The 25,688-nt window shown below is 67.7% G+C and carries 22 protein-coding genes; 6 read left to right on the top strand and 16 right to left on the bottom strand.

The genetic code is table 11. The features are described 5' to 3' along the window. Positions 1–24 precede the first annotated feature (24 nt). A complete protein-coding gene (locus ACIO52_RS06935; protein ID WP_402642326.1) occupies positions 25–4,725 on the top strand; it encodes an amino acid adenylation domain-containing protein in 4,701 nt (1,566 codons plus the stop codon). A gap of 116 nt (positions 4,726–4,841) precedes the next feature. Further along, positions 4,842–5,174, top strand: a complete 333-nt coding sequence (locus ACIO52_RS06930; RefSeq protein WP_218719414.1) for a VOC family protein — start codon at positions 4,842–4,844, stop codon at positions 5,172–5,174. 97 nt (positions 5,175–5,271) lie between these two features. On the opposite strand, the gene ACIO52_RS06925 is transcribed toward ACIO52_RS06930, so the two are convergent. The 15 genes from ACIO52_RS06925 to ACIO52_RS06855 all read right to left on the bottom strand — a co-directional run bounded on the left by ACIO52_RS06925 (position 5,272) and on the right by ACIO52_RS06855 (position 23,352). Then, positions 5,272–5,505: a hypothetical protein gene (locus ACIO52_RS06925; protein WP_402642321.1), complete on the bottom strand. Its 234-nt coding sequence runs from the start codon at positions 5,503–5,505 to the stop codon at positions 5,272–5,274. A gap of 2 nt (positions 5,506–5,507) precedes the next feature. Further along, a complete protein-coding gene (locus ACIO52_RS06920; RefSeq protein WP_342800220.1) occupies positions 5,508–6,323 on the bottom strand; it encodes an ESX secretion-associated protein EspG in 816 nt (271 codons plus the stop codon). After that, positions 6,320–7,669, bottom strand: coding sequence for a hypothetical protein (locus ACIO52_RS06915; RefSeq protein ID WP_402642318.1), 1,350 nt, complete (start codon positions 7,667–7,669; stop codon positions 6,320–6,322). The genes ACIO52_RS06920 and ACIO52_RS06915 overlap by 4 nt, the downstream gene beginning before the upstream one ends. Next, a complete protein-coding gene (locus tag ACIO52_RS06910) occupies positions 7,669–8,010 on the bottom strand; it encodes a hypothetical protein (protein ID WP_316573528.1) in 342 nt (113 codons plus the stop codon). The genes ACIO52_RS06915 and ACIO52_RS06910 overlap by 1 nt, the downstream gene beginning before the upstream one ends. A gap of 52 nt (positions 8,011–8,062) precedes the next feature. Continuing rightward, entirely contained in the window at positions 8,063–8,590 is a 528-nt protein-coding gene (locus ACIO52_RS06905) for a DUF3558 domain-containing protein (protein WP_316573709.1), read from the bottom strand. A 265-nt stretch (positions 8,591–8,855) separates the two neighbouring features. Then, on the bottom strand, positions 8,856–9,236 hold the full coding sequence (locus tag ACIO52_RS06900) for a hypothetical protein (RefSeq protein WP_402642315.1): 381 nt from the start codon (positions 9,234–9,236) through the stop codon (positions 8,856–8,858). Positions 9,237–9,471: 235 nt separating this feature from the next. After that, positions 9,472–10,575, bottom strand: a complete 1,104-nt coding sequence (locus tag ACIO52_RS06895) for a hypothetical protein (RefSeq protein ID WP_402642312.1) — start codon at positions 10,573–10,575, stop codon at positions 9,472–9,474. Positions 10,576–10,624: 49 nt separating this feature from the next. Continuing rightward, positions 10,625–11,716, bottom strand: coding sequence for a hypothetical protein (locus ACIO52_RS06890; protein WP_402642309.1), 1,092 nt, complete (start codon positions 11,714–11,716; stop codon positions 10,625–10,627). A 14-nt stretch (positions 11,717–11,730) separates the two neighbouring features. Next, a complete protein-coding gene (locus tag ACIO52_RS06885; protein ID WP_402642306.1) occupies positions 11,731–17,346 on the bottom strand; it encodes a toxin glutamine deamidase domain-containing protein in 5,616 nt (1,871 codons plus the stop codon). Beyond that, positions 17,347–17,664, bottom strand: coding sequence for a type VII secretion target (locus ACIO52_RS06880; RefSeq protein ID WP_402642303.1), 318 nt, complete (start codon positions 17,662–17,664; stop codon positions 17,347–17,349). Further along, entirely contained in the window at positions 17,661–18,167 is a 507-nt protein-coding gene (locus ACIO52_RS06875; protein ID WP_342800214.1) for a YbaB/EbfC family nucleoid-associated protein, read from the bottom strand. The genes ACIO52_RS06880 and ACIO52_RS06875 overlap by 4 nt, the downstream gene beginning before the upstream one ends. A gap of 93 nt (positions 18,168–18,260) precedes the next feature. Next, positions 18,261–19,610, bottom strand: a complete 1,350-nt coding sequence (locus tag ACIO52_RS06870) for a SagB family peptide dehydrogenase (protein WP_402642299.1) — start codon at positions 19,608–19,610, stop codon at positions 18,261–18,263. A gap of 40 nt (positions 19,611–19,650) precedes the next feature. Beyond that, the gene (locus tag ACIO52_RS06865) at positions 19,651–20,628 is read right to left on the bottom strand and encodes an ABC transporter substrate-binding protein (RefSeq protein WP_316573533.1); all 978 of its coding nucleotides are present in this window, start codon (positions 20,626–20,628) and stop codon (positions 19,651–19,653) included. A 108-nt stretch (positions 20,629–20,736) separates the two neighbouring features. Then, positions 20,737–22,719, bottom strand: coding sequence for a M13 family metallopeptidase (locus ACIO52_RS06860; RefSeq protein WP_316573710.1), 1,983 nt, complete (start codon positions 22,717–22,719; stop codon positions 20,737–20,739). A gap of 186 nt (positions 22,720–22,905) precedes the next feature. Continuing rightward, positions 22,906–23,352 carry a hypothetical protein gene (locus ACIO52_RS06855; RefSeq protein WP_316573534.1) on the bottom strand — a complete coding sequence of 149 codons (447 nt, stop codon included), beginning with the start codon at positions 23,350–23,352 and terminating at the stop codon, positions 22,906–22,908. A 303-nt stretch (positions 23,353–23,655) separates the two neighbouring features. Here ACIO52_RS06855 and rplN point away from each other — a divergent pair, with 303 nt between their 5' ends. The 4 genes from rplN to ACIO52_RS06835 are packed head-to-tail and all read left to right on the top strand — an operon-like array spanning position 23,656 to position 25,099. Further along, on the top strand, positions 23,656–24,024 hold the full coding sequence (gene rplN, locus ACIO52_RS06850; protein WP_043647623.1) for a 50S ribosomal protein L14: 369 nt from the start codon (positions 23,656–23,658) through the stop codon (positions 24,022–24,024). A 2-nt stretch (positions 24,025–24,026) separates the two neighbouring features. Beyond that, entirely contained in the window at positions 24,027–24,344 is a 318-nt protein-coding gene (gene rplX, locus ACIO52_RS06845; RefSeq protein WP_019045061.1) for a 50S ribosomal protein L24, read from the top strand. A gap of 1 nt (position 24,345) precedes the next feature. After that, the gene (gene rplE, locus ACIO52_RS06840) at positions 24,346–24,909 is read left to right on the top strand and encodes a 50S ribosomal protein L5 (RefSeq protein WP_019045062.1); all 564 of its coding nucleotides are present in this window, start codon (positions 24,346–24,348) and stop codon (positions 24,907–24,909) included. Positions 24,910–24,913: 4 nt separating this feature from the next. Next, complete coding sequence (locus tag ACIO52_RS06835; RefSeq protein WP_014981705.1) at positions 24,914–25,099, top strand: type Z 30S ribosomal protein S14; 186 nt, start codon at positions 24,914–24,916, stop codon at positions 25,097–25,099. Positions 25,100–25,196: 97 nt separating this feature from the next. Here ACIO52_RS06835 and ACIO52_RS06830 read toward each other — a convergent pair whose 3' ends face one another. Then, positions 25,197–25,631: a hypothetical protein gene (locus ACIO52_RS06830; RefSeq protein WP_402642292.1), complete on the bottom strand. Its 435-nt coding sequence runs from the start codon at positions 25,629–25,631 to the stop codon at positions 25,197–25,199. Between the last annotated feature and the right edge of the window lie 57 nt (positions 25,632–25,688).

Genomic DNA, 25,688 nt, shown 5'->3' with positions numbered 1-25,688 from the left:
CACGCAGGGACGGAAGGACATCGCATGAGTGCCCCGCAGATCGAGGACGTGCTGGCGCTGAGCCCGCTGCAGGAGGGGCTCTTCTCGCTGTCGCGGTTGGCGGGCACCGAGATCGACCTGTACACGATGCAATTCGTGGTCGACATCGATGGCCCGCTCGACGCCGAGCTGCTGCGCCGCAGCGCGCAGGCCATGCTCGACCGGCATCCGAACCTGCGTGCCGCGTTCTGGGACACCGATGTGCCCAAGCCGGTGCAGATCATCCCGTCCCGCGCCGAGCTGCCCTGGACCGAGCGCGACGCGCGCACCACGGAGTTCGACGCGATCGCCGAATCCGAGCGGCGCGTGCCGTTCGCGCTCAACCGGGGCCCGGCGCTGCGGGTGCTGCTGCTCGACGTCACCGACGCGCCCGAGCCGCGCAAGCGGATGATCCTCACCGCGCACCACATTCTGATGGACGGCTGGGCGGTCGCGGTGTTCTTCACCGAACTGCTCGCCGTCTACCAGGCAGGCGGCAGCCTCGACGGGCTGCCCGCCCCGCGTCCCTACCGCGACTACATCGGCTGGCTCGGCGCCCAGGATCACGACGCCGCCGCCCGCCGGTGGGCCGAGTACTTGTCGCGGGTCAGCGCACCGCTGGTGCTCGCCGACGGCACCGGCGAGCGCGGTTCCGCCGTGCCGCAGACCACGCGACTCCGCTTGTCCGCCACCGAGACCGAGCGGTTGCAGCGCTGGGCCCGCGCCAACGGCATGACGCTCAATACCGCCGTCCAGTTCGCCTGGACGCTGCTGCTCGGCCGGATCACCGATCGTCGCGATGTCGTCTACGGCACCACCATCTCCGGCCGCCCCGAGAAGCTCGCGGGTGTGGAGGGCATGGTCGGGCTGTTCATCAACACCGTCCCGGTCGTGCACCGCCTCGAGCCCGCCGAGCCGGTTGTCGCGCAATGCGCTCGCCTGCAACGGGAGTCGGCCGCCATGCGCGACATCGGCTACCTGAGCCTGTCGACGTTGCAGCGCGCGGCCGGGCACGGATCGCTGTTCGACACCCTGTTCGTCTTCGAGAACGCCCCGATCGACGACGCCATCCAGACCGTCACCGCGCCCGACGGCGCGCGGTTCCGGCCGATCGAGATGGAGAGCCTGGCCCATTACCCGCTCACCGTCGTCTCGCACCTGAGCGAGGGCGATCTGCTGGTCCTCGTCGAGGCGATCCCGGCCCTGCTCGGCCACCTCGACCCGGCCGATCTCGGTGCTCGCCTGGTCGCGGTGCTGCGCGCGCTGCCCGGGCTCGACGCCGAGGCCACGCTCGACGCGATCGACCTGCTCACCGTCGAGGAACACGCCGAACTACGCTCGGCGGCAACCGATATCGCGCCCCCGCCGACCGCCACGCCGTGGGAACTGTTCGCGCGCCAGGCCGCAGCGACACCCGACGCGACCGCGCTCACCACCACCTCGGGTGAGGTCTTCACCTATCGCGAGCTGCACGATCAGGCCTGCCGGCTGGCGGGGGAGTTCGCCGCTCACGGAGTGGGACCGGAAACCGTTGTCGCCCTGATGCTCCCGCGCGGCACCGCGTCGATCGTCGCCATCCTTGCGACCTTCGCCGCCGGGGCCGCCTATGTGCCGGTCGATATCTCGCTGCCGGTCGGCCGCATCGAATCCATTCTGCGTCAGGCGAACCCGGTGCTCGCCATCGCCTTCGGCAAGGATCGTGCGCTGCTCGACGGTATCGCCCTCGGTTCGGCGGGAGACCGTCACCGACTCGGCGGATCGGAAGCGATCGATGCCGGGTCGCCCCGCGCCGGGAACGATTCGGCGCGGGTCGATCAGCGATCGATGGAAATCTTGCTGCTCGACGACCCCGCCGTCGTCGACCACGTCGCCGCCCGCCCCGCGCAGGCCCCCGCGGTGCGCCGCGAGCTCGAGCACAGCGCCTACATTATCTTCACCTCCGGCTCGACCGGCGAGCCCAAGGGCGTCGTCGGCACCAATGCCGCCCTGGCCGGGTACTTCGCCGATCACCTGGAGCGCTTCTACCGCCCCGCGATGGCGAAGCTCGGCCGCCCGCTGCGGATCGCGCACGCCTGGTCGCTCGGGTTCGACGCGTCCTGGCAGCCGATGGTCGGTTTCTTCGCCGGTCAGGCGCTGCACCTGTTCGACGCCGAGGAAATGCGCGACGCGCACCGGATCGTCTCCGGCATGGCCGAATTCGGCATCGACATGATCGACACCACCCCGTCCATGCTGGCGCAGCTGGCGGCGGCGGGCCTGCTCGACCGGGAGCTGCCGGTGCTCGCACTCGGCGGCGAGGCGATCGACACCGCCCTGTGGGCTCGCCTGCGCGCGCTGCCCGGCACGGCCGTCTACAACTGCTACGGCCCCACCGAGACCACCGTCGAAGCGGTCGTCGCCCCGGTCGCCACTTCGGAGATCCCGACCATCGGCACCGCCAACGGCGGCATGGCCGGATACGTCCTGGACTCGCGGCTGCGCCCGGTGCCGCCCGGCATCGTCGGCGAGCTCTACCTCTCGGGCGTGCAGCTGGCCCGCGGCTACCTGGGCAAGCCCGCCATCACCGCCGACCGCTTCTGCGCCGACCCGCACCGGCCCGGTCAGCGGATGTACCGCACCGGCGACCTCGTGCGCAGGCTGCCGGGCGGCCGCTTCGGCTACCTGGGCCGCGCCGACGCGCAGGTCAAGGTGCGCGGCTACCGCATCGAGGTCGGCGAGATCGAGACCGCCCTGCGCCGCTCCGCCGACATCGACACCGCCGCGGTGACCGTGGTGCGGCGCGCCGGTGGCGCCTCGCTGGTCGGCTTCGTCGTCGGCAAGGCGGGACGCGCGGTGGTCGTCAGCCGGGTGCGCGCCGACCTGGCCCAGCGCCTGCCCGCGTACATGATTCCCGCGCGGATCGTCGTCCTCGAGCAGCTGCCGGTGAACGTCAACGGCAAGCTCGACGGGCACGCCCTGCACGAACTCGCCGAGCGGACCCTCTCGGCCGCCGACGGCAACGCCGCCGCCGAGACCCCCACCGAGATCGCGCTCAGCGAGGTCTTCGCCGAACTGTTCGACGGCCGCGCCCCCGGCGTCGACGCCGACTTCTACGAGCTCGGCGTCGACAGCATCGTCGCGATCTCGCTGGTCAACAAGGCCCGGCGCCGCGGCATCGCGCTCAATCCCCGAATGGTGCTGGCCTGCCCCACCATTCGCGAACTCGCCGCCGCGGCCGACGACGGCCCGGCCGTGGCCGCCCAGTCCGGCGCCGACGCCTACGGGGTGGTTCCGCCGCTGCCGGTGGTGTCGTGGCTGTACGAGTACGGCAACTACCGCCGCTTCACCCAGAGCGCCCTGCTGCGCCTGCCCGCCGAAATCGACCGCGCCGGACTGGAAGCCACGCTGCAAGCCCTGCTCGACGCGCACGACACCCTGCGCGCCGTGCTCACCGACACTCCCGACGGACCACGCATGGTCACCAGGGCGCCCGGTGCGGTGCGGGCCGCCGATGTCGTCATCGAGGCGCCGCGCGGCCTCACCGGTACCGAACTCGACTCGGCCATCACCGAATTCGCGCGCACCGCCAACGACGCCATCGACCCGCGCGCGGGCGACATGGTCCGGGCGGTGTGGTTCGCGGGGACGAGGAGCGCCGCGGATGCCGCCGGTGCGGATGCCGCGGCGGCGGTCGGCGGCACTACCTCGGGTGTGGCCGGGACCGACGGTGACGTCCTGCTACTGGCGATCCATCACCTCGCCGTGGACGTCGTCTCCTGGCACATCATGATCGACGGCCTGGCCGCCGCGTGGCAGCAGGTCCAGTCCGGCGTGACGCCGAAGATGCTGCCCGAGTTCACCTCCTACCGGCAGTGGTCCGAAGCCCTGTGGCAGCGCGCCGCCGAACCGGAAGTGCTGGCCCAGCGCGACTATTGGGCCGCCCAGGTCGCCGCGCCCGACGCCGCGCTGGGCGCGCGAGTGCCCGCCCCGGCCACCGACACCTGGTCCACTCTGCGCGTCAGCACGGTCGCAACCCCGGTCGCCCTGACCGAACGTCTGCTGGCCCGCGCGGGCAAGGACGAGGGTGTCCGTGAGCTGCTGCTCACCGCCCTCACCATGACCATGGCATCGGTGCACGCCGACAACGGAAACGACCCCGCCGCAGGCGCTTTGATCGCGCTGGAGGGTCACGGTCGCGCCGACGCCGAACTCGGCACCGACACCGCCAACACCCTCGGCTGGTTCACCAGCGTGTTCCCCGTGCGCCTCGGTGTCGGCGAGCACGCGGTGGATGTCGCCCGCGCGCAAGCGGATCCGGCCGCCACCCGCGCTCTGCTGGACAGCGTCGCGACACATCTGCGCGAGATCCCCCACCAGGGCCTCGATTACGGCCTGCTCCGCTATGTCGACCGCGTTCCCGACCTCCGCGGCGCGGCCGAACCCCAGGTCGAGTTCAACTACCTGGGCCGCATCGACCTCTCCGGCACCGAGGGCAACCCCTGGTCGCTGCTGGTCGGCGCCCACGACGCGGCCCTGCCGCTCGACCCCGAACCCGACCTGCCGCTGCGGTACGCGGTCGACGTCATCGCCGGCATCGGCACCACCCCTGACGGCCCCGCCCTGACCACCAACTTCCGCTGGAGCACGGCCCTGTTCACCGAAGCCCAGGCGGCACGCTTCGCCGACCTCTGGACCGAGGCGATCGCCGCTCTGGCCGACGCCATCTGACGCGAGACACCGGCGAAAGCGGGCAGCCCCGGCTGCCCGCTTTCGCCATTTCCGGTGGTTAGGCTGGCGGACGGAGCATCACGTTCTTCACCGACACCCTTCGGAAGGAAGCCAAGATGAGCCCCACCATCGGCGCCGTAGTCATCCCCGTCACCGACCTGGAATCGGCCAAGAAGGTCTACACCGCCCTCTACGGCACTCCCCACACCGACGAGCCCTACTACGTGGGCTACAACGTCGACGGCTTCGAAATCAGCCTCAACCCCCAGGGCGACGCAGGCGCGGGCCCCATCGCCTTCACCGACGTCGAGAACGTCGACGCCACCCGCACCGCCCTGCTCGCCACGGGCGCCACCGAACACTCCGCGCCCCGGGAAGTAGCCCCCGGCCTGCGCGTCTGCGTGCTCACCGATCCCGACGGCAACCCCTTCGGCCTGCGCGGGAAGTAGACATCCCGGCCGGGCGTCCCCCTCCGGGGCCGGGCCGCGATGGCGTCGATCAGGTCGGAGGTATCAGCGATGACAATGCAGTGGCGCTTGTCTCGAACTACGACTGCTGCGAGCCGACCTTCAGCCATGTTCCGGAGGTCCGGTGCTCGTGGATCGCCGTTCCGGCGACGCGCGCGGCCGGCCCGCCCCTCTCGCCGTCCGGCGTGCTGACGGCGTAGTCGGCGGTTCTGATCACGACCGTCCGGTCGAACACGTGGTCCACCCCGGCGTATTCGTAGACCACGTGGTCGTCCGCCTCCGAACGCAGCCGGAAGACCAGGTAGATCGCCATCGTCAGCGCCGACCGGACCGTCGGTCGGCGCAGATCGCGATCTGCCGGGCGAGCCGGTGGGTCAGTTCGGCGGGTGGGCCGGGGATGACGGTGAACTCGTCGGGGCCCTGGTGCTGCAGCAGGTATCGGCCGTCGTCGGGGTAGTCCAGCCAGAGGAAAGCCTTGCCGTCGCCGGTGGGTCGAGCGTCGACCTGGTAGCCCGGGTAGACGGTGATCTCGCCGGTCCCGATCCGGGCCCGGCGGAAGAAGCGCTGCGTCTGCTCGACGGTGGACAGGCGGGTCGGATGCCTGGCGTAGGTGGCCGCGTCGAGATCGCTGCGGCGCCCCTCGAAGCGGGGCGTGGTCCCGCCCGGCACGCGCGGCAGCGCCGCGACGATCTCGGCGGCCAGGTCGGCCAGCGGCACGATGCTCAGCGTGAGATCGCCACCTTCGTCCCGGGTCGGCCCGTGCGCCTGGACCGCCAAGGCCGCGTGATCCTCGATGATCCCCGCGTAGACCCGCACGACCTCGGTCTGACCGGGCCCGCACAGGCCCTCGATCTCGACCCGCACCTCCGGCTCGAGCAGCGCGCCGAACACCTTGTGCAGCCGCTGGTCGTAGACCTGCTGCAGCCGCAGCCCGGCCGCCCGACGCCGCTCGGCATGGATCTCGATCGTCTCCGCGAACTCGGGGCGAAAGGTCAGCGGATACGGCAGCCGGTCCCGCCCGTGCCCCTCGACGCCGATGGCGAACGCGTGCGCGTCGAGCCGCCAGCGGCCCAGCGGCACCTGCTCGCCCCGTGTCGGTTCCCTGTCCTCCAAGGCTTGCTCCCAGCTCACGCGCCGATCACTCCACCCGGCGGCAGAGTCGGCGGCAACTGGCCGATGAGCTCGCTCTCCCGATCCTGAATGAGGTAATCGGGGCTGGTGTGCTCGTTCTCGTCGTCCTTGCCGTTGCCACCACGCCCGCCGCCCATCATGCCGGGCATGCCGCTCATACCCCGCGCACCGGCGGTACCCGCCGTCGCCGCGCGAGCGCCGGAGGCCGCGCCACCTGGCGTGCCCGACACACTGCGCCCCGCACCGGGCACGCCCGCGCCGGTGGACACACCGGACCCGGGCGATCCTCCGCCGGGCGAGCCGCCGGTCTTGGTGTCACCGGGGGTCGTCGGCTGCCCGGTTCCCGGCGTCGTCGTGGCGGGCGTGGTCGCCGACGGATCGGTGCTGCTGGGCGAGGTCGAGTCGTCGTCACTGCTGTCGTCGGTGCCGTCGTCGTTCTGATCGTCACCGGTATCGGTCGTCTGCGGCGAGGTCGTCCCGGGATTCTCCTGCGTCCCAGCGGGATCGGTTCCCGGCGTGGTGCCGTTGTTGTTGGTGGTCCCGTTGGTGGTCCCGTCGTTGCCGTTGCGGGTCCTGGGATCGCCGTCGCCGGGATTCTCGGTGTTGTTGACTGGCAGTGGCAGGACCGGAGTCTGCTTGTCGACAACGATCGAACCCGGCTGGTAGGTACCAATCATGAAGAGCCGGGCGTCTTCCTCTGCTTCGGTGGCCCGGTGCTTCGCGGCCTTGACCACACCGTTGCCGGGGATGTGGCTGATGAACTCGTCGAAGCTGGATATGTTCTCCGGCTTAGGAATCGCGATTTTCGCCTGCCCGAGGAGACCTTCCATGTGGTCGATGCCGTTGGCGACCATCTGAAACGCCGTATGCAGCTTCGCTGCGTCAGTGGTGTAGCTCTTGACCGCGTCGATTGCCGCGTTTCCCGATTGCCCCGACCACTTTTCGGACAGCACTCGCTCGAAGTTGGTCCGATAGGTATTGACCGCGGTCTCGGTCCCTGTCGTGAGCCGCCGCCAGCCATCCGCACCGGCGTTGACCTCCGTCGCATCGACACCGGCCGCGCCGTCCTTGCCGTTGAGCGCTTCCCATATCTTCAGGTGCGACCAGGTACTGAACTGCTCCGGGTCGGTCACCGATGCCTTGTCCATTGTCAGTCCGGAATCGGCGCTCAGCCGCGCCCACTCGCTGCTGATGATGGTCCGATCGCCCTCCCATTTTTCCCGGCCATCCTGATCGAGCCTGCTGAACTCGTCTGCCCGGTCATAGTTGTCTGCGACTTTGAAAATGCCGAATGTGCCGGCGTGGAAGAAGAACTCACCGATGGTGCCGTCGGTCCAGAACGACATCAGATGCCAGCTCCCGTCGCTCCGAGTTCGCCTGCGGTCTGCTGGTCGACGGCTTGTAGTTTGCCGATGGCTGCGAGAAAGGTATCGCGTTGATCGCGGGCGATGGCGATGTGCTGTTCCAAGCGCTGTACCGCGGATTCGTCGGCGGTGGCTTTGGCCTCGAGCTTCTTCTGGATCGCCATTGCAGAGGGAAGACCGCCCCATCCCGTCATGCGGTCGAGCTTGCTCGCGACGAGCTTCTGCGCTTCGAGGTCGATCACATACTGGTTTGCGACGTCGGCGATCGCCTGGCCGAGGCCTTCGTCGATCTCGAGCTCGCCGTCGACGGCCTGTTGCTTCATGTTCCGCCAGTATGCGGCGTGATCCTGAGTCATTTCCATACCCTCCCCGTATCTACTTCGGCAGGTGTGGCTCTAGCGCTGCCGCATACTTCCCCGCCATGTCACAGAGATCGCCGACTCGAGGCCCCTCAGTACTCAGCCAGGCTGCCGTCACTTCGAACATGCCTTGTTCAGCCTCGAATGACACGTAGCAGATGTCGGGAGTGCTGTTCTCCTTCGAGACCAGTCCGGGGCGGGAGTTGACCGTGGTCTCCCGGATGACGGTGACGCCGTCCTTCTCCCTGGCTTGGTCGAGCGTGTGGCTGGTCGAGCCGACACCGACCATACGGCGGCCCGAACCGTATCGATCATCGGTCGGTGCCCAGTCGCAGATTCGCCATGCGGACACTCCACTCGGTGGATCAGTCGTGACCAGCTTCGTCGTCGGGTCCAATCCAACGCTCCGCAGCACCTCGTCCGACAGCGCCCCCCGACACGGGTTGAACACCTCGGTCGCCCCCGCCTTCGTAGGCGCGCCGGCCCCCTGCTCGGTATCCCCACACCCAGCAAGCACCGCCACACCGGCCAGCCCACAGACCATGGCCCGTATCACCACAACGCCTCGCACAGCTCTCCTACCTGGTCAGATGCGACAGTTCCCCGCCACTACATCCTTAGACGCACCCAACCCCCGACCGGTTCCATCCCCGCCTGCGGCCGTCCGCCATCCCCGACGACCTTACGGATACCCACCCGACCCGAACACAACCTCCTCGGTCTCCGAGGCACGCCGGATCACCGGGGAGATCCCCACGGTGGACCTTCGTCCTCGCGCCTCGCCGACCACAGTTACCTGCGGTATGTGCTCAGATGTCGAATGTTGTTGCCACCGACCATGGCTCGCCGTCGGAGAGCGAGTGCCGGACCTTCGTCACCGCTTGGATCAGGACAGGGGGCGCCGGGATCATGCCGTAGTCGATCTTCCTGGTCACTTTGTCGATGCTGACCCGCTGGTCGATCGGTGGCTGAGGCGGGTCGGATCGGGAGATGCATCGAGCTCGGACCGTCAGTACTCGCCCGGTATCCCGGAGTAGTTCGATCCGTACCTGCCAGGGCTCCGGGTGGATCAGTCCCACTCGGAAGTAGGCCTTGTCCCAGTTCGCGCGGTCGAGCAGGTGGACGGGGTGATCCGGTGGGTTCTGGCCGATGAGATGAATATGCGCGTTCTTCTTCTCGATCCCGTACACCTTGTAACCACCACCTGGGTCCGGGGTGGCATCGTTGTGTCGCCCTGCTGTGCCGGCCGCTCATTCGCCGGATGAGGCTTCTCCTGGCAAACCCATATCGTCGGAGTTTCCCAGACGAGGAAATCTCCGGGAGTGTTCAGCGCCCTTCGCAGGTAACCGATGACCTGTTCCTCGGTAGCGAGGCGCCTGCTCTCGGGCACACTGCCTCCTTCGGCGTCGGGCTGACACGGACCGTTCACGACGTCCGGTCCGGCGGCGAGTGGTATTCGACCTGGAGGTCATCGACCCGAACACCCTGTCGGGCAAGGCTGTCGACAACTTGCTCGGTGAAGCGTCGAGCCGGTCGGTAGTGGCTGCTCTGATCGCTGATCAGTCGAACGTGGCCCTGCCTGACATCGATCTCACCGGCGCCGGCCGCCGGTTCGCCCGCGAGGAAACTCGAGTGATGAAATTCGCCGAGGATGTGGTGCGGTGAAGAGTAGAGCGCGCCACTTCCATCCATCACGAAAATCGCGCGCCCGCCGTTGGGGGACCACAGCGTGCGGGCATCGCTCGTGTCCAGCAGTCGTCCGTGAGCGTCGTAGAGCAAACCGTCGCGGATGGTAATCCGATACGATTCCCGTTCGCTGGGCGTCAAATACGCGACTTGTTTGTTGCCCCACACGGGATTTCCGAGGAGGCTCTCGCCCCGAAAGCTGTCTTGAATCGGAGTGGTCGCGTAGTCTTCGGTGAATTGCTCCAGGTCGTCGGCGGTCAAACGGGTAACCCGACTGGGATCGATGCGCGTGACGGAGAGCAATTCATCGATGACAGCATTCGGTTCGGGGTCGTGTGTCGCATCGACGAGAACGATGTCGTCGCTGTCGTCCCAGAACGGGGTGAACATGCCGATAATTCTCCCCGACGCCATCCTCAGTGGCAGGAAGATTCCGTATTCTGTGCCCCAATAGAATCCGCGAGATAGCCGGGCTTGGATGTCGTCGACGCTGGACGATATGCGTGCGATCGGCGTGGCATTTTTGAAGGACGACACGCTGTCTTCGGGCAAGACGGCATAGGGTAACGCCGGCCACGGGCGCATGGAATCCATACGCCCAACTACTCGGCCCAGGAATTCCCGCAGTTCCGTCGGTCCTTGGCGCATTTGTACGAGTGTCGGTATCGGCTCCGCCGCGGTGAGGCCGTCGGCGAGTGCTCGATACTCCTCCTCCGGGGTGAGGGTGGCAAGCGGCTCTGTCAAGAGCGCGTGCGTGATTCGGTCGAGGACATGCTCGTCAAGATTCTTCTCGAACTGTACCGAGTACAGGATCGCATTGACGAGGGGCCGCCAGTAGTTCACGTCACTCACTTTGTTCGGCTGAAATCATCTCTTCCTGTGCGCCCGATCCTTAATCAGCGGAATGGTACTCGATCTGATTGTCGCTGACGTTTATGCCTTGCCGTCGGAGGCTGTCCAGCACCTGGTGGGTGTACTTTCGGGCCGGCCGGTAGTGGCTACTCTGATCGCTGACGAGGACAACTTGCCCGGACGCTGCCTGAATTTCTCCGGCTCCCGCAACCGGAGCTCCTGCCGACAAGCTTGAATGATGAAACTCGCCCAGAATATGAAATGGCGCGGAGTAGAAGTAGCCATCATGATCCATGACGAAAATTGCCCGGCCGCCCTGCGGAGTCCAGAGGGTCTGTGCTTTCGCGGTGTCGAACAACTCGCCCTTGTGGTCGTGTAGGAGGCCGTCGTAGCTGTGCAGGCGGAAATTTTGCCGCTCTGTATCGTCTAGGTATTTTACCTGCTTACCATCCCATACGGGGTTTTCGGCAAGGTGCTCCCCATGGAATGTGGCAAGTACTGGTGTCGTCTCATATCGAGTTGCATCCGGCTGGATTCCGATGTCGTCGAGCCGAAAAATCCGGCCCGGTTCCACTCTTCCTGTTTCGATCAGCTCGCGGATGGGCTCGTCCGGGTTATTAGCGGGTCCTGCGGCATAGACGATGACGTCCTGGCTTCCATTCCAATACGGAGAGAAGAATCCTACGATCGTTCCGGAACGCATTCTCAGCAACAGGAAGGGGCCATCCTCGCTGTCGTGATTGAATGCGCGAGCGAGGCGGCCCTCCACCTCGTTGACCGTGAGCGCGAGCCTGGCTATCGGTCGGGCATCCCGGAACTCGTTCAGGTAGTCGGCACTCAACGCTGTGTAGGGAGGCGTCGGCCATGGGCGCATCGAGTCCATGTTCTCGACGACTTGCGCCAGGAATCGTCGTAGCTCCGACTCGGTCTGGCGCATACGGACGACAGTCGGCAGCGGTGCCCGGCGACGGATGCCGTCGGCGAGCGATCGATATTCTTCCGCCGCGGTTAGGTCCTCGATCGGTTCGACCAAGAGCGCGTTGGCGATCCTAGCCGCCTGTTCCGGGCCCAACTCTGGTTCGAACTGGATGTGGTAGAAGATTCGTTGAACGATCCCGGTCCAGTAGTCCATCCTCAGTCCCTTCCTCATCGCGGCGCTTCGAACTCGACCTGGGCCGCGCTGAGCGGGATCCCGAGCCTACGTAGATGGTCGATGGCCTGCAAAGTGTGGCCTCGTTCAGGTCGATAGTGCCCACTGGAGTCGGTGAGTAGCTGCAGCACTCCGTCGATGACTACGAGTTCTCCGGCGGCGGCGACAGGAGCCCCTGCCAGGAAGCTCGAGTGATGAAATCGGCCAGCCGAGTGGCCGAGTGAGGCATAGAGGTTACCGTGCTGGTCCATGACGAATATCGCCCGCCCACCGCCGCTCCACACCGTCTGGCCTCCGCGCGTGTCGAACAGCTGTCCATTCGCGGTGTACAGGAGTCCGTTTCGTATTTCGAGCCGAAGCGCTCGACGCCTGTTCATGTCGAGGTAGTCGACGTGAGAGGGCGGTGTTTGCCACACCTGGTTGCCCGGGATGTGCTCGCCATCATATTGCTGGCCCATGTTCTGGGTTTGGAATGGAGGGCCTGGGCGATAGGCCCTTGCGCCGAATTCGTCCACCACCGGCTGGGGACCCGGAGACGCGATCTGTGGCCGGAACTCGGCTGCCTGGGGTGTTGAAGGTGGTGGGACGGTGCTCGGCGTCGACGGCGGGACCGTGGCGGTCGCTGCGGGGTCGCGCGGGGGGAGGCCGAGAATTCTCCGCCACAACGGGCGTCGGCCACCGGTGCGCGATGGGTGGTTGGGATTCGGGGCGCCCCACGAATGAGGGTCGTGTGTGTGCGGATCCGAATGCGGCGCGGTGCTGTCGACCGGTCGCGGTGCCTGACTCGTCGGTGCGGATGTCGGGAGTGTAGGCCGCGCTGGCGGGTTGGATTCCGGTGCGCGGAAATCGCGGGGCGGAGGCGGGACCTGTCGGCGGTTGTCGGGTACCGCGTGCGCAGTCTGGTGCCGGGTGTTCGGCGGCGGAGTCGGCGTGGTCGGTCGGGGCGGCTCGGAAGTGGGGTTGCCGGCAGGTGGGTTGTCGAGCCACGGTGGTGGTGGCGGGGTGAATCTGGCGCGATCTACGGCAGCGCTGAGCTGGTCGAGATCAGCAGGGGATACGTGGCCGCCGTTCGGGTCCAAGCCGAGTTGGTCGCGCAGCCGGGCGGTCAGTCCCGGCAGGTCGACGTTCGGATGAGTCGTGCCGGGCATTCCAGAGCTGTCGATCGGCATGTGCATGTCGGCGTCGGCAGGGTTGGTCACCGGGACGAGATCGACCATCATCCAATCCCCGTTGGGGAGCTGGAAACCGCCGTTGAAGTGCAGGTCGACGGCGAACTGGGCGCGTTGCAGCAGGGCGGCGACCGCGGCGGGGTCGAGATTCGCCGCGCCGGTGAGGTGGATGCCGATCCGCATGACAGAGACGGGCGAGCCGAGAGCGGTCGTGTAGCGGCCCCAGGTGAAGCGTCGGCGACCGCTTGGATCGGTGACCGGCTGCACGCCGCCGTCCGGCTGACGGGCACGGAGGTTGTCGCGGGCGGCACGTGATCGATTCGCGTTCTGTACCTGCTGGGGGGTGGGCACGGCGGAAGCAAGCGGGGGCTGGGTCGCGTTGCTCTCGGCCGAATGCGGCGTGGCTCCGGGGATGATCGGCGACCCGGTGGACGGTACGGGTTGGGGTGGCGCTGTCGGCGCGCCTGTGGAAGTAGCTGTGGTGTAGGGAGTTTCGTCCGACGGTGGAGCTACTGCTCGAAGCTGCCCTCCGTCGGCCAGGCTCCCGTCGCTCGGGAGCGGGCTTCCGCCCATGACGCCGCCGAGGCCGCCAGACTGTCGGTCGGGCGAAAGTTGTACGGGTTCTTGGTGATCGTCAGGGTCTGAGTTGTCGTCGGGGCGTCCGTCTGTTCGAGCGCGGTCACCTGCATCTCGTACTGGACCGTGCTCTGATCCTCCGAGATCTGCCGGAGGCTGATCCGGTGAAGCGGGGGGTACACCTGGCCGCCCTGTATCGGGCGACCCGTCTCGATCGCCTGGTCGAACTCCTCGCCGATCATCTTCGGTGGCAGGCTCCGATGTGCTGTGATCACTCCGGTCTGCTTGTTCAGCACGTAGTTCCCCAGGCCCAATCCCAGCCCCTGCTCGACTTCCCTGTCCGTCAATATCGCTCGTCCGACCCAGCCGTGTCTGGTCTCCATTATCAGGAACTCCCGATTCGGGCCGAACAACCGAGCCAGCGACTGTCGGGCCTGATCCTCCGTGAGAATTGGTTCCGCCATGCGGGTTTCCTCCGTTGGGATTGATGGGAGTGAATTCGAGGGTCACCGACGCATCGACCATCCAGGACGGGGGGACGTCGGAGGTCAACCCCGATTGTGGGTCCCACCATACGGGGCCGGCGGCGCCGGGTGGATAGACGATCACAGTCGCGTGGGATCCGTCGATTTCCGGGGATCCGTCGGCGTTGTATTTGAAGTTGCCGTACTTGTCCTGCGCATGCCAGCTGTTGACAACCAACGCGGATGAACCGGGCCCGAGAGCCGCGATGTGATCATGCAGTGCCTGGTATTGCTGGCTGATCGACACACCGCCGAAGTGGAGGAGACCTCCACCGAGCCATTGCGCAGCCCGCCCGAGACCCGATGCTTCACCACTTTCGGTGTCGGGAGTGCCATCCGGCTTCTTGTCGGAGCTACGGGGGGCTGCTACTTGTGGCAGGCCGTAGAAGGATGACAGGGCGGACAGTGAACAGTCCAGGCAATTGTTGCGGCGCCCTGGTTGTGTCGGGCCACCATCGTTGATGGCTCCACCGTACGGATTGGTGCGCGGGTCGGCGCCGATCGTGAATTCGTTACCGTTGCGGAGGTAGTCCTCGACGTCGGTCTGGAATTTCGCTTGTTCGACCGGCGCCAGCTCGTTCGGCGCGAACGTGCGGAGGTCGGACGGGTTCGAGAACGGCGCAGGCGTATTCGCTCTGGCGATGTCGTTGCTGATAGCGCGGAGATCGTCGTCGGTGAGTGGCTGTTCGGGTTTGCCAGGCGGCAGACCCATGTGGTCGCGCAGGTCGTTGGCGAGGTCGAACCGGTGCTGCTGGGTGTTCAGGCGAAGGTCGGTGGCGTTGGGATTCGTCGAGAATTCGACGTCGACGAGGAATCTGTCGCCGCCGGGGAGCTCCTGATTGTGGTTGAAAGTGGCGTCGATCGCAGCGTGTGCGTACTCCATTTCCTGGTGCAGCTCGGCCGGGGTCATCAGATGCGCGTTGGGGACGTAGGCCCGGATGGTAGCCACCGTGACCCATCGACCGCCCACTTGGAATCGTCGGATCCGATAGGCGGGCGGTCGTGATTGGGACGGGTCCCGATTGGTGTCGACCGTGGTGGTCCGGCCGTCCTGCGATGGCAGGTTCCGCAACGAATCGCGCAGTGCACGAGCATCCGGGCTGTGGCCGGGTTCGATCTGCTGATCCGATGGGGTCGGCGATGGGGTGGGTGTCGGCGGCACATTCTGCGTGGCTGTGGGCTGTGCAGTCACGACGGACGACGCTGGGAGCGTAGAGGTATTCGTGTCCGGGCTTGCTGTCGCCGGCGTATCGGTAGCGGTCGGTGGGTTGGTGCTCGCCGGAGGCACGGGCCGGGCAGCGGCCGGTGTGGACTGCTGGGTTCCGGTGGTCGGTGTCGCCGGGGGTGGCGTGGTCGACCTGGGGGACGATGCCGGCGTAGTCGAGATGGGGCCCTGGGCGAATGTGGTCGAGGTCGACGCCGGCGTTGTGGTGGGTGTCGTTGTGGGCGTGGGGGTTCCGGTTTGGGGGGCCGGGGCGGTCGTGGTCGCGGCGGTCGATGTGTCGGTGGAGGTCGGCTGGGTTTGTGGGTTTGCCGTTGTTGTCGTGTCCGGTTGGGTCGGGTTGTTCGGCGTCAGTGTGATCGGGACCTGTTGTGCGGGTGGGTTGTTCGCTGGGTCCGGATCGGTGGGGAGGTCTGGGATGGAGTCGGTGGGTGTTATCGAGGGGGCGGTGTCGCCAGGGGAAGGGAGGGTTGGTACTTCCGGGTTGTCCTGGCCATCGGTGGTGGTGTCGACGGAGGTCGGTGGCTGGACGGGGCCGTTGGCGTTCGGATCGGACGGCGTGGTGTCGGCGGTGGTGGGTGCCTCGGCTTCGGCGGGGACGGTGTTCGGGTTCGATGGTGGGGCGTCGTCGGTGTTCGCAGGCGCGTTGTCCGGGATCGACGACGGAACGGTCTCTGCGGGGTTCGGGGCTGTGCCGGGGCCGTTTTCGTCTCGGGTGGATGGCGCCGAATCGTCTGTCGTGGCGGGGACGGAGTGGTTCGGATCGGACGGCGCGGAGTCGTCAGGGATGGGAGCGCCGTCGCTCGGATCCGACGGGGACAGCTCGGTCGCCGGAGTGTCGGGGGCGTTGTTCGGCGGGGTGAGTGAATCGGGGTCGCCAGTCGTCGCGCCCTCGGTATCGCCGGCGGGTGAATTCGCGCCGCCGTCATCGGTTCCGGCAGGTGTGGTGGCATCGGGCTCGGTGTCGGTGCCCGCGGGGGTCGTGGTGCCGGGGTTGGTATCGGCTCCTGCGGGTGTGGTGGTGCCGGGCTCGGTCTCGGCGTCCGCGGGGGTCGTGGTGCCGGGGTCGGTGTCGGTACCGGCAGGTGTGGTGGTGCCGGGGTCGTTCGGTGCGGAGTCGTCGCCTGCGGGCGTGGTGGCGTCGGGGGCCTCGGTGTCGAGTTCGGGGACTGTCGGGGCCTCGGCGGGGCCGCCGTGGCCGCCGGATTCGATGGTGCTCTGGACGCCGCCCGCGCCGGCGCTGGTGAAGGTTTCTAGGCCGATGTCGAGTTTGAATTCCTGGCCGAGGAGTGCGGCGCCGACGCCGGCGGCGGCGACCTGGGCCGAGACGTCGGCGCCGAGTTCGGTGACGGTACCGCCGACCACCTTGCCCGCCAGCTTGCCGGTGGCGGAGGAGGTGAGGTCGCCTAGAGCGCCGGTGCCGCCGCCGAGGAGGCCGCCGACCGCGCCGCCGACGGCACCGCCGAAGGTGGCCAGGCCCAGATCGGTCAGGCCGAACTTCGACAGCGAGCGGTCGCCGTTGGAGAGCTGGATGAGGCGGGCGGACAGGTCGGTGCCGCCCTCCTCCAGGGCTTCGAAGGCGGCGCCACGCAAGGCGAGCCGGGCGGCGGCTTTGGCGGCGCCGCGGGTCAGCATGCGCGCGATCAACTGTCTGATCGCGACCCGGACCGCGATCTGACCGGCGACCCTGGCCGCGGCGCCCGCCACCGCGCCGACCCCGGTCCACGCGGTGAATCCGGCCACCACCAGTTCGGCCGCGGTGATGATCATGGTGCCGATGATCACCAGCTTGGTGTGCTCGATGTCGTTGGCGCCGTCGTCGAGCAGTTCGGCCTGCTTCTCGCACCATTTCCGGACTGCGGCGAACGTCGCCGCGTCACCGTTGAGCAGTTTGTCGCGGAAGGCGGCGACGGTGGTGTGGGTTTCGCCTTCGGCCAGCGCCGTCAGCGCCGCGTTCAGCGCGACCGCGGCGTTGTCGTCGACGGTGTCGAGCGTCCGCGCCATGCTCGTCCAGGCGTCGGCGACGCGGCGCATCGCGGTCTCGTCGCCCTCGGGCCAATCACCGGCGCCGAGAATCCATTTCGCCACCCATTGCAGTTCATCGGGGATCTCGATGCCCATTCAGGCGGTTCCGGTGGTTCGGCCGAGCGCGCCCGCGGTGCCGGCGTCCTGGGCTTCGAGCGTGGTGGCGATGGTGACCAGGTTCGCGCCGAGTTGGGTCATCACCGTGGCCAATCCGGTCACGGCCTGCTGCCCGGAATCGACGCCAGGGGTGTAGTTCTTGGCGAACGCCTGGCCGATCTCGTCGTTGCCCCAGCATTCGCCTTCGTCGGCGATCACGCGCGCCAGCGCGGCCGCCGCGGTGGTGATCGTGTCGGCGACCGAGGTGAACGACGGTTGGGTGGCGCGCAGGGCCTGCGGGTCGACTTCCAGTGTCACCGCAGGTAGCTCCGGTTGCGGAAGTAGTCGCCCTCGTCGTCGTCGGAGTCCTCGACGAGGCGGCGTGGGGGTTCGGGGTCTTCGGTGGCCGGTGGCGAAGTCAGTTGGGCGATCAGGTCTTTCACGCTGACGGCGCCGGGGACCAAGTCTGGGAGGTCGGGGAACTGTCCGGCCAGATCCGTGATGGGTGCCATCGCCTGTTCCTGGATCTGCCGCACCTCGATGGTCATGGCGGTGATGGCCTCGGTGATCGAGCGGCCCAGCGAATCCGGTGTCGAGCGCTTGAAGGCGTCGGGCTCGATGTGCACTTCGCTGACACCGGCGATGGTGCCGGTGACCCGGACCAGGTTATCGGCCGACCACGCGCTGACCGCTTCGGTCGCCCGCGCCTGGGCGTCGAGCAGTGCGGACTTGTCGGCCGTGAACGAGTCGAGCATCGCGTCGATCTGCGCGCGCAACGCGTCGTTCGCCGCACGGGTCGGCGCCGACCAGTCCTCGTTCATGAACCCCTCGATCCGATAGGAAGCACGTCGAAAGGTTGGACGCGCCGGACCCGCCGACGGTTCCCCGGAGGTGAGATGGATCTCGTGGGAGTTTCAGGCGGTGCGCGAGCCCACGATGATGCTGCCGACGTTGCATTCCTCGAGTTCGTCGAGGCCGGTGGCGGTGGCGAAGGCGGCGGTGTCGCTGAAGCCCTGGGCGACGACGCCGAGGTTCATGGCGGTGGCGGCCAGGTAGACGGTCTGCATGAGGACGCCGACGTGCTTGAGGATATTGGCGTAGGCGACCTGCTCGTAGCTCCACATGACGCGGCCCGCGCGGGCCGAGACCAGCAGCAGGACCTGGGGTTCGGCGCCGCCGGCGAGGGTGGCCGAGGTGGACTTCAGCAGCTTCTGGACGGCGGGGGAGTCGGCGGGGGCGACCGGGCGCAGGACGTGGTCGGCCGAGTCGTAGTGGTACATCCCGTTGTCCAGGCCTGCGACATTGCGGATCACCGGGTAGATCTCGAGCTCGTAGGCGCCGCCGCCGGAGGGGTAGGGGCGGGAGCCGTCGGCGCGGGTGCGGGCGCTGCGGAACAGCAGCTCGCCCAGCTGGTCGGCGGTGATGGGGGCCGCGTCGTCGAAGGCGCGGGTCGACACGCGATCCTCGAGGGCGGCGGTCAGGCTGGGGTCGGCGGCGCGCAGGCCGTCCAGGTCCGGGCGGGCCAGGGCGATCGGCTCGCCGGCGAACGGCGCACGGCGGGCGGGCAATTCGGGGAAGCGGCCGTCGGCCCAGCGGGTCGGGCCGAACTCGTCCCAGGTCACCGTGCGGGCGCCGAGGGTGCTGCGGCGGTGGAACCACAGGTCGGGGGCGCTCCAGGAGCGGGTGCGGAACTCGTGCTCCTCCTCGTCGCCGTCGACGAGGAAACCGCACCACTGCAGATCCGCCATGAACTGCGACTTCACCGCGGCCGGCACCGGCGAATCGGCGGCCATCGGACCGTCGAGCAGCGCCAGCAGCCGCGGGTCGTGCACGCGCAGATCGCACCACGCGCGCGGGTGCTCGAGCACGAAACCCTGGGCGTCGCGGTGCAGGACGGCGAACTTCGACAGCGTCGCCGACCAGGTCGGCAGGGGCACCTCGGGACGCGGCGCCGGCTCGGCGAACGGGCGGATGCTGTAGAGGTCGCGGCCGCCGTCGCGCACCGTGACGGCCAGCCAGCCGCCGTCGGTGAGTTTGCGCATCAGCCCGGTGATGTCGTCACCGGCGGCGGCGGTCGACATCTCGGCCGCCGTGGCCGGGCCCTGGTTCAGCGTCTTCAACGCCTGCAGCGCGCCCGCGCCCAGCCCGGTCAGCTTCACGTTGCGCGGCGGATTCAGCAGCACCGCCCCGGCCGGGGTGGTGAGGCAGGTGACTCCGGCGCGCAGCGAGAATCGGGTCTGGGCGGGGTACGTGGAGGCGAGCACAGCGCAGTCCTTGCTGGGGTCGAACGTGGTGGGAGAGGTGCTACTTCGCCGCGGCGGCGAAGGCGGGGCCCAGCTTGTCGAGGATGTAGGGCACCGACAGCGCCGAGGGCTGGTTGATGGCGCTGATCTCCTGCGTGGTCAAGAAGACGACCGAGCCCTTCCGCACCGACGGCAGCTCGCCGTAACCGGGCAGCTGGCGGTACTTCTCGTCCAGGCCGGGGGAGTAGCCGGCCAGCAGCAGGTCGGCCGACAGCTCGTCGACGCGCTCCGGCGAGAGCGCCAGGCGGCCCTGGTTGGACGGCTGCGCGGTGAGGTCGGCCGGGATGCCCATGCCCAGCTGGGTGAACACCTTGGCCGAGCCGTCGTTCGGGTCGGTCAGCACCATCAGCTGCGCGGGGCTCGCCAGCCAGGTGCTGGCGAAGGTCTTGCCCTTCAGACCCGGGTTGGCGGCGCTGATCGCGGCGATCTTGTCGTCGACCTTCTTGATCACCGCGGTCGCATCGGATTCCTTGTGCAGCACCTTGCCCAGCGCGGTGACCTGTTCCTGCCACGGGGTGACGGCGTCCTTGGTCAGCGCGGGCAGCGTCGGCGCGATCTTGGACAGCTCGTCGTAGGTCTTCTGATCGGCGATGAACGGATCGGCCAGGATCAGGTCCGGCTCCAGCGCGGCGACCTGCTCGGCGATGCTGCCGGTGGTGTTGAGGGCCTTGGCCGACTTCAGGCTCTCCGGCTCCCACGGCGGGGTGCTCTTGGAGACCGCGGAGACGTTGTCGATGTAGCCGACGGGGACGACGCCGAGCGCCAGCGAGGTGTCGAGCCACTGGTTGCCCAGGGCGACGATCTTCGTCGGCGTCCCGGTGACGGTGGTCTCGCCCTTGGCGTGGGTGATGGAGACCGGCTCACCCGAGCCCGCGGCATCGTCGCTGGAACCGCAGGCGGCGACGCCGAAGGCGAGCGCACCGGCGAGTGCGGCCACGGCCACGCGCCGCCAGCCGCGCGAAGTCCGAACAGACGTCATCGTTGCATCCTCCTTCATCGAGGAAGGTTCCTCGATCGGCTCGTCGAGCCGGTTCCAGCGTAGGTCAGCCTAGGCTAACCTACGTCGGTTTCGGAGGGGGAATCGTCCCTACAGTGTCACCCGCTGGTCCTGCGGCATGAACAGCTTGTCGCCGTCCTTCACCTCGAACGTGGTGTAGAACTCGCCGATATTGCGGACGACCTGGTTGCAGCGGAACTCGTTGGGCGAGTGGGTGTCCTGCAGGGACTGCAGGGTCGCCTCCTCGGTCTGCTTGTCGCGCCACTGCCGCGCCCAGGAGAAGAACATGGTGCGGAAGTCGGGCTGCTCGCCGGTGCGCTGGGCGAGCTTCTGATACGCCGCCAGCGCGATCTGCAGGCCGCGCAGGTCGGCCAGGTTCTCGCCGACGGTCAGCGCGCCGTTGACGTGCTGTCCCTCGGGCGCGCCCTCGGGGACCAGCACGTCGTACTGCTCGATGAGCTGCTGGGTCTTGGCGTCGAAGGCGGCGCGATCCTCCGGCGTCCACCAGTCGCGGCGGTTGCCGTCACCGTCGTACTTGGAGCCCTGGTCATCGAAGCCGTGTCCGATCTCGTGCCCGATCGTCGAGCCGACGGCGCCGTAGTTGACCGCGTCCTGGGCGTCCTTGTCGAAGAACGGCGGCTGCAGGTAGGCCGCGGGGAAGACGATCTGGTTGGTGGTCGGGCTGTAGTAGGCGTTCACCGTCTGCGGCGACATGCTCCACTCCGACTTGTCCACCTCGGTGCCGAGCCGGGCGAACGCGCGCTTGGACTCGAAAGCGTTGATGGCGATGAGAGATTCGATCAGCTTGCCGCGGGTCACCTGCACCGAGGAGTAGTCGACCCACTTGTCGGGGTAGCCGATCTGGGCGACGATCTTGTCCAGCTTGGCGATCGAGGCCTCGCGGGTGGGCTGCGACATCCACGTCGAGTTGGTGAAGTTGTCGCGGTAGGCGGCGCGCAGGTCGTCGACCATCTCCATGGCGCGTTCCTTGGCCGCGGGCGGGAAGTGCTTGTCCACGTACAGCTTTCCCAGCGGTTCGCCGAGATTGTCGTCGACGACGCCCACCGCGGAGCGCCACATCTCCGGCTTCTCCTCCAGGCCGCTGAGCACCCGGCCGACGAAGTCGAAGCGCGCGTCGGCGATCGCCTTGGGCAGAAAGCGCGCGTAGGTGTTGGCGATGTGCAGCTTGAGGTAGTCGCGCCACTGGGCGAGGTCGACCTCGCTCCACAGCTGCGCCGCCGCGGTGATGAACGACGGCTGGCCGACGACCATCTTGTCGAACAGCGACTTGGGCCGGTCGGTCATGCCCGCCAGCCACGGATCCCAGTCGAACTGCGGGCCGAGCGCGGTCAGCTCCTGCCAGCTCATCAGGTTGTAGGTGGCGTCGGTGTTGCGCAGGCGCACGCTGTCCCAGTGGTTCGCGGCGATCCGCTTCTCCAGGTCGACGGTTCGCTGCGCCACCCCGGCCGGGTCGGCCATGCCGAGGCCCTTGGCCAGCTGCTCGAGGTAGGTCTGATAGCCGGCCAGCTGCGTCGCGAACTCGGGCTTGCGGTAGTACTGCTCGCCCAGGGTGAGCCCGGCCTGGCTGACGCTGGGAATGTAGGCCCTGGAGTTCTTGCGGTCGATGCCGATGCCCATCCCGATCAGCCCGGAGATCGGCGCCTCGGCCATAACCTTGGCCAGCTCGGGCTTGCCCGCGGCCTTGTCGAGCGCGCCGAACAAGCCGTTGAGCGGCGTGATACCGAGGCGCTCGATCTCGTCGAGGTCGAGGCGGGCGTCGTAGAGGTCCTTGATCTGCTGGGCCTCCGACCCCGGCTTCGGGTCCTTGATGCCCTCGATGATCGCGCGCAGCTGCTCGAGCGTGCGGTCGTTGGCGTCGGTGATGGCGCCGACCGAGGACTTGTCCGGCGGCAGCTGGTAGTCGCGCAGCCAGGCGCCGTTGACGTGGCGGTACAGGTCGTCCTGCGGGCGGATCGCCGGATCGCCGCCGCCCATGTCCACGCCGGTGAGCTTCACTTCGGGGGAATCGGACGTGCAGGAGGCCAGCGCGGCCGCGACGGGCACCAGGCCCATGGCGATCAGGAATGCGCGCCGATCCACGACCGACGGACGACCGGACGATGTCACTAGGTTCCTTCCCCGATGCGGCAGCCGCACCCCTGCTCGTTGCGATCCAGCCCGCCCAGGCTACCGGCGGGCGGGCCGATCGGTGGAGGTAGCGGTGAGCCCGGCCCGTTCTGCGGGCCGGATCGGGGACGGCTAGTCCGAGGAGATGCCCGCGCTGCCGGTCGCCATGTCGCAGGCCAGTCCGCTGCCCGCGTTCAGGATCTTCGCGACGGTGGGCACGCGCTTGGTGACCAGTGGTGCTCCGGTGGCGTGCAGCAGCAGCGACAGCTGCACCTCGACCTCGGTCTCGACGTGGTAGTAGGCGGTAGCCTTGGCCACGGTGACGCCGCCGACGTTCACCTCCAGGTCGACGGTGTCGCTGGCGAAGAACTTGCCGTTGGCGACGAAGTCGACCTGCGCGCCGACGTAGTCGTCGAGGCCGACGACATCGATCTTGGAGGTGCAGCCGACGGTGAGGGTGTCGGTGAGCATGTCGATGATCGGCCCCGCGGTGGCGTGCGGGGCGGCCAGGGCGAGCACGGCGGCGAAGGCGCTCGCGGTGGTCGCGATCCGGCGGGTGGTCGGCAGGGTGATGTGCATGTGCGACTCCTCATCAGCTCGTACCTCGACGAGCAGGGCGACCGTAGCAACGGCGTGACCGCGCCCACAGAGATTTGAAACATATCTGCTTCAGATTTGTGGGAACGACCCCCGATTTGGGTCGACCTGGGGATTCACCTACACTAGACCGGTTGCCTGCGGGAGCTCTGCGCCCGCAATCCGGCAGTGAACCCCCAGTGGTAGGTATTTCCGCTGGCAGGCGCGCGTCCGGAGGGTGACTGACCATGTGCGTCGGGTCGGCAATCCGGCGTACGTATACATCCAGGTCCAGGAGGTGCTGAAGTGATTCAGCAGGAGTCGCGACTGCGCGTCGCCGACAACACCGGGGCGAAGGAAATCCTTTGCATCCGCGTGCTCGGTGGCTCGTCGCGTCGCTATGCCGGTATCGGTGACATCATCGTCGCCACCGTGAAGGACGCCATCCCCGGCGCGAACGTCAAGAAGGGCGACGTCGTCAAGGCTGTCGTCGTGCGCACCGTCAAGGAGCGCCGCCGTCCGGACGGTTCCTACATCAAGTTCGACGAGAACGCGGCCGTGCTGATCAAGCCGGACAACGATCCTCGCGGCACCCGCATCTTCGGCCCGGTCGGCCGTGAGCTGCGTGACAAGCGCTTCATGAAGATCGTTTCGCTGGCCCCGGAGGTGCTCTGACCATGAAGGTGCACAAGGGTGACACCGTCCTCGTCATCTCGGGCAAGGACAAGGGCGCCAAGGGCAAGGTCATCCAGGCCTACCCGGCGACCGGCAAGGTTCTCGTCGAAGGCGTGAACCGGATCAAGAAGCACGTCGCGGATTCCGCGAACCAGCGTGGCGCCTCCTCGGGTGGCATCGTGACCCAGGAAGCCCCCATCCAGGTTTCCAACGTGATGGTCGTCGACTCCGACGGTAACCCGACTCGCGTCGGCTACCGCACCGACGAAGAGACCGGCAAGCGGGTTCGGATCTCCCGTAAGAACGGGAAGGACATCTGACATGACCACCTCTGAGCAGACTCAGCCCCGGCTGAAGGCGCGCTACCGCGCCGAGATCAAGGACGCGCTGAACAGCGAGTTCGAGTACGCCAACGTGATGCAGATCCCGGGCGTCGTCAAGGTCGTCGTGAACATGGGTGTCGGCGACGCCGCCCGTGACGCGAAGCTGATCAACGGTGCCATCAAGGACCTCGAGCTGATCACCGGTCAGAAGCCGGAGGTCCGCAAGGCCACCAAGTCGATCGCGCAGTTCAAGCTCCGTGAGGGCATGCCGATCGGTGCCAAGGTCACCCTCCGTGGCGACCGCATGTGGGAGTTCCTGGATCGTCTGGTCTCCATCGCGCTGCCGCGTATCCGCGACTTCCGCGGTCTGTCGCCGAAGCAGTTCGACGGCAACGGCAACTACACGTTCGGCCTCAGCGAGCAGTCGATGTTCCACGAGATCGACGTGGATTCCATCGACCGCCCGCGCGGTATGGACATCACCGTGGTGACCACTGCGACCAACAACGAAGAAGGCCGTGCGCTGCTCAAGCACCTCGGCTTCCCGTTCAAGGAGAACTGAGCACATGGCCAAGAAAGCACTGGTCAACAAGGCCAACGCCAAGCCGAAGTTCGCGGTCCGCGCCTACACCCGCTGCCAGCGTTGCGGCCGCCCCCACGCGGTGTACCGCAAGTTCGGCCTGTGCCGCGTGTGCCTGCGCGAGATGGCCCACCGTGGCGAGCTCCCGGGCGTGCACAAGAGCTCCTGGTGACCCCGCGCTCCTCGTGAGCGCAGCCACCTAGGCGAATAACGAACGAAGGCACGGACTTCCGAGTGGAGTCCGTGCCTTCGTGTGTTCGCGGCACGGGTCAGCCGAGGTGCTGCCATTCCGCCCACGCCTCGTCGAGCAGTGGCGTGACGGCGTCGTAGATCTCCCACGTGTCCGGGACGTGATAGGTGGTCTCGTAGCGCGCGACCTCGGGGACGCGGTCGTAGGCGCGCAGGTATTGCCGGTAGACGGCCGCCGCGAAGGCCTGGCCGCGGGCGTTGAGGTGGCCCTCGTTCAGCTCACCGCAGCAGTGGTCGAGCAGGTAGCGGCCGGGGGTTTTCGCGCGCTCGCGCAGGGCCGCCAGCTCCGGCCGTGGCCGGGGCTCCGGTTCGCCCCAGACGAGCGCGGTCGGCGAATGCAGGTCGTGCGCGACGGCCCAGGCGTACAACATGCCGATGTGGGTCGCTCCCGCCTCGCTGTCCAGGCCCAGCTCGGAGGTCGTGTCCGAGTGCCAGCCGCAGTCGTCGTAGGTCATGGTTTCCCCCTGTGGTCGATGGAGCCTCAGGATCGCAGTACGCACCGACAATTCGGC

It is taken from the genome of Nocardia sp. NPDC087230 (assembly GCF_044744725.1).
GTDB classification, from domain to species: Bacteria; Actinomycetota; Actinomycetes; order Mycobacteriales; family Mycobacteriaceae; genus Nocardia; species Nocardia canadensis.
The sequence above is the reverse complement of the archived record's forward strand: the minus strand, read 5'-3'. Positions and strand labels throughout refer to the sequence as shown.

Excerpts from the sequence above, each read along its gene's own strand:
- ACIO52_RS06905 (WP_316573709.1), bottom strand. The coding sequence starts at position 8,590 with ATGGTCTGTGGGCTGGCCGGTGTGGCGGTGCTTGCTGGGTGTGGGGAT.
- ACIO52_RS06885 (WP_402642306.1), bottom strand. The coding sequence starts at position 17,346 with ATGGGCATCGAGATCCCCGATGAACTGCAATGGGTGGCGAAATGGATT.
- ACIO52_RS06935 (WP_402642326.1), top strand. The coding sequence starts at position 25 with ATGAGTGCCCCGCAGATCGAGGACGTGCTGGCGCTGAGCCCGCTGCAG.
- ACIO52_RS06915 (WP_402642318.1), bottom strand. The coding sequence starts at position 7,669 with ATGTCGTTCTGGACCGACGGCACCATCGGTGAGTTCTTCTTCCACGCC.
- ACIO52_RS06890 (WP_402642309.1), bottom strand. The coding sequence starts at position 11,716 with ATGGACTACTGGACCGGGATCGTTCAACGAATCTTCTACCACATCCAG.
- ACIO52_RS06910 (WP_316573528.1), bottom strand. The coding sequence starts at position 8,010 with ATGAAGCAACAGGCCGTCGACGGCGAGCTCGAGATCGACGAAGGCCTC.
- ACIO52_RS06925 (WP_402642321.1), bottom strand. The coding sequence starts at position 5,505 with ATGGCGATCTACCTGGTCTTCCGGCTGCGTTCGGAGGCGGACGACCAC.
- ACIO52_RS06835 (WP_014981705.1), top strand. The coding sequence starts at position 24,914 with ATGGCCAAGAAAGCACTGGTCAACAAGGCCAACGCCAAGCCGAAGTTC.
- rplX (WP_019045061.1), top strand. The coding sequence starts at position 24,027 with ATGAAGGTGCACAAGGGTGACACCGTCCTCGTCATCTCGGGCAAGGAC.
- ACIO52_RS06865 (WP_316573533.1), bottom strand. The coding sequence starts at position 20,628 with ATGACGTCTGTTCGGACTTCGCGCGGCTGGCGGCGCGTGGCCGTGGCC.
- ACIO52_RS06855 (WP_316573534.1), bottom strand. The coding sequence starts at position 23,352 with ATGCACATCACCCTGCCGACCACCCGCCGGATCGCGACCACCGCGAGC.
- ACIO52_RS06875 (WP_342800214.1), bottom strand. The coding sequence starts at position 18,167 with ATGAACGAGGACTGGTCGGCGCCGACCCGTGCGGCGAACGACGCGTTG.
- ACIO52_RS06860 (WP_316573710.1), bottom strand. The coding sequence starts at position 22,719 with ATGGGCCTGGTGCCCGTCGCGGCCGCGCTGGCCTCCTGCACGTCCGAT.
- ACIO52_RS06930 (WP_218719414.1), top strand. The coding sequence starts at position 4,842 with ATGAGCCCCACCATCGGCGCCGTAGTCATCCCCGTCACCGACCTGGAA.
- ACIO52_RS06830 (WP_402642292.1), bottom strand. The coding sequence starts at position 25,631 with ATGACCTACGACGACTGCGGCTGGCACTCGGACACGACCTCCGAGCTG.
- rplE (WP_019045062.1), top strand. The coding sequence starts at position 24,346 with ATGACCACCTCTGAGCAGACTCAGCCCCGGCTGAAGGCGCGCTACCGC.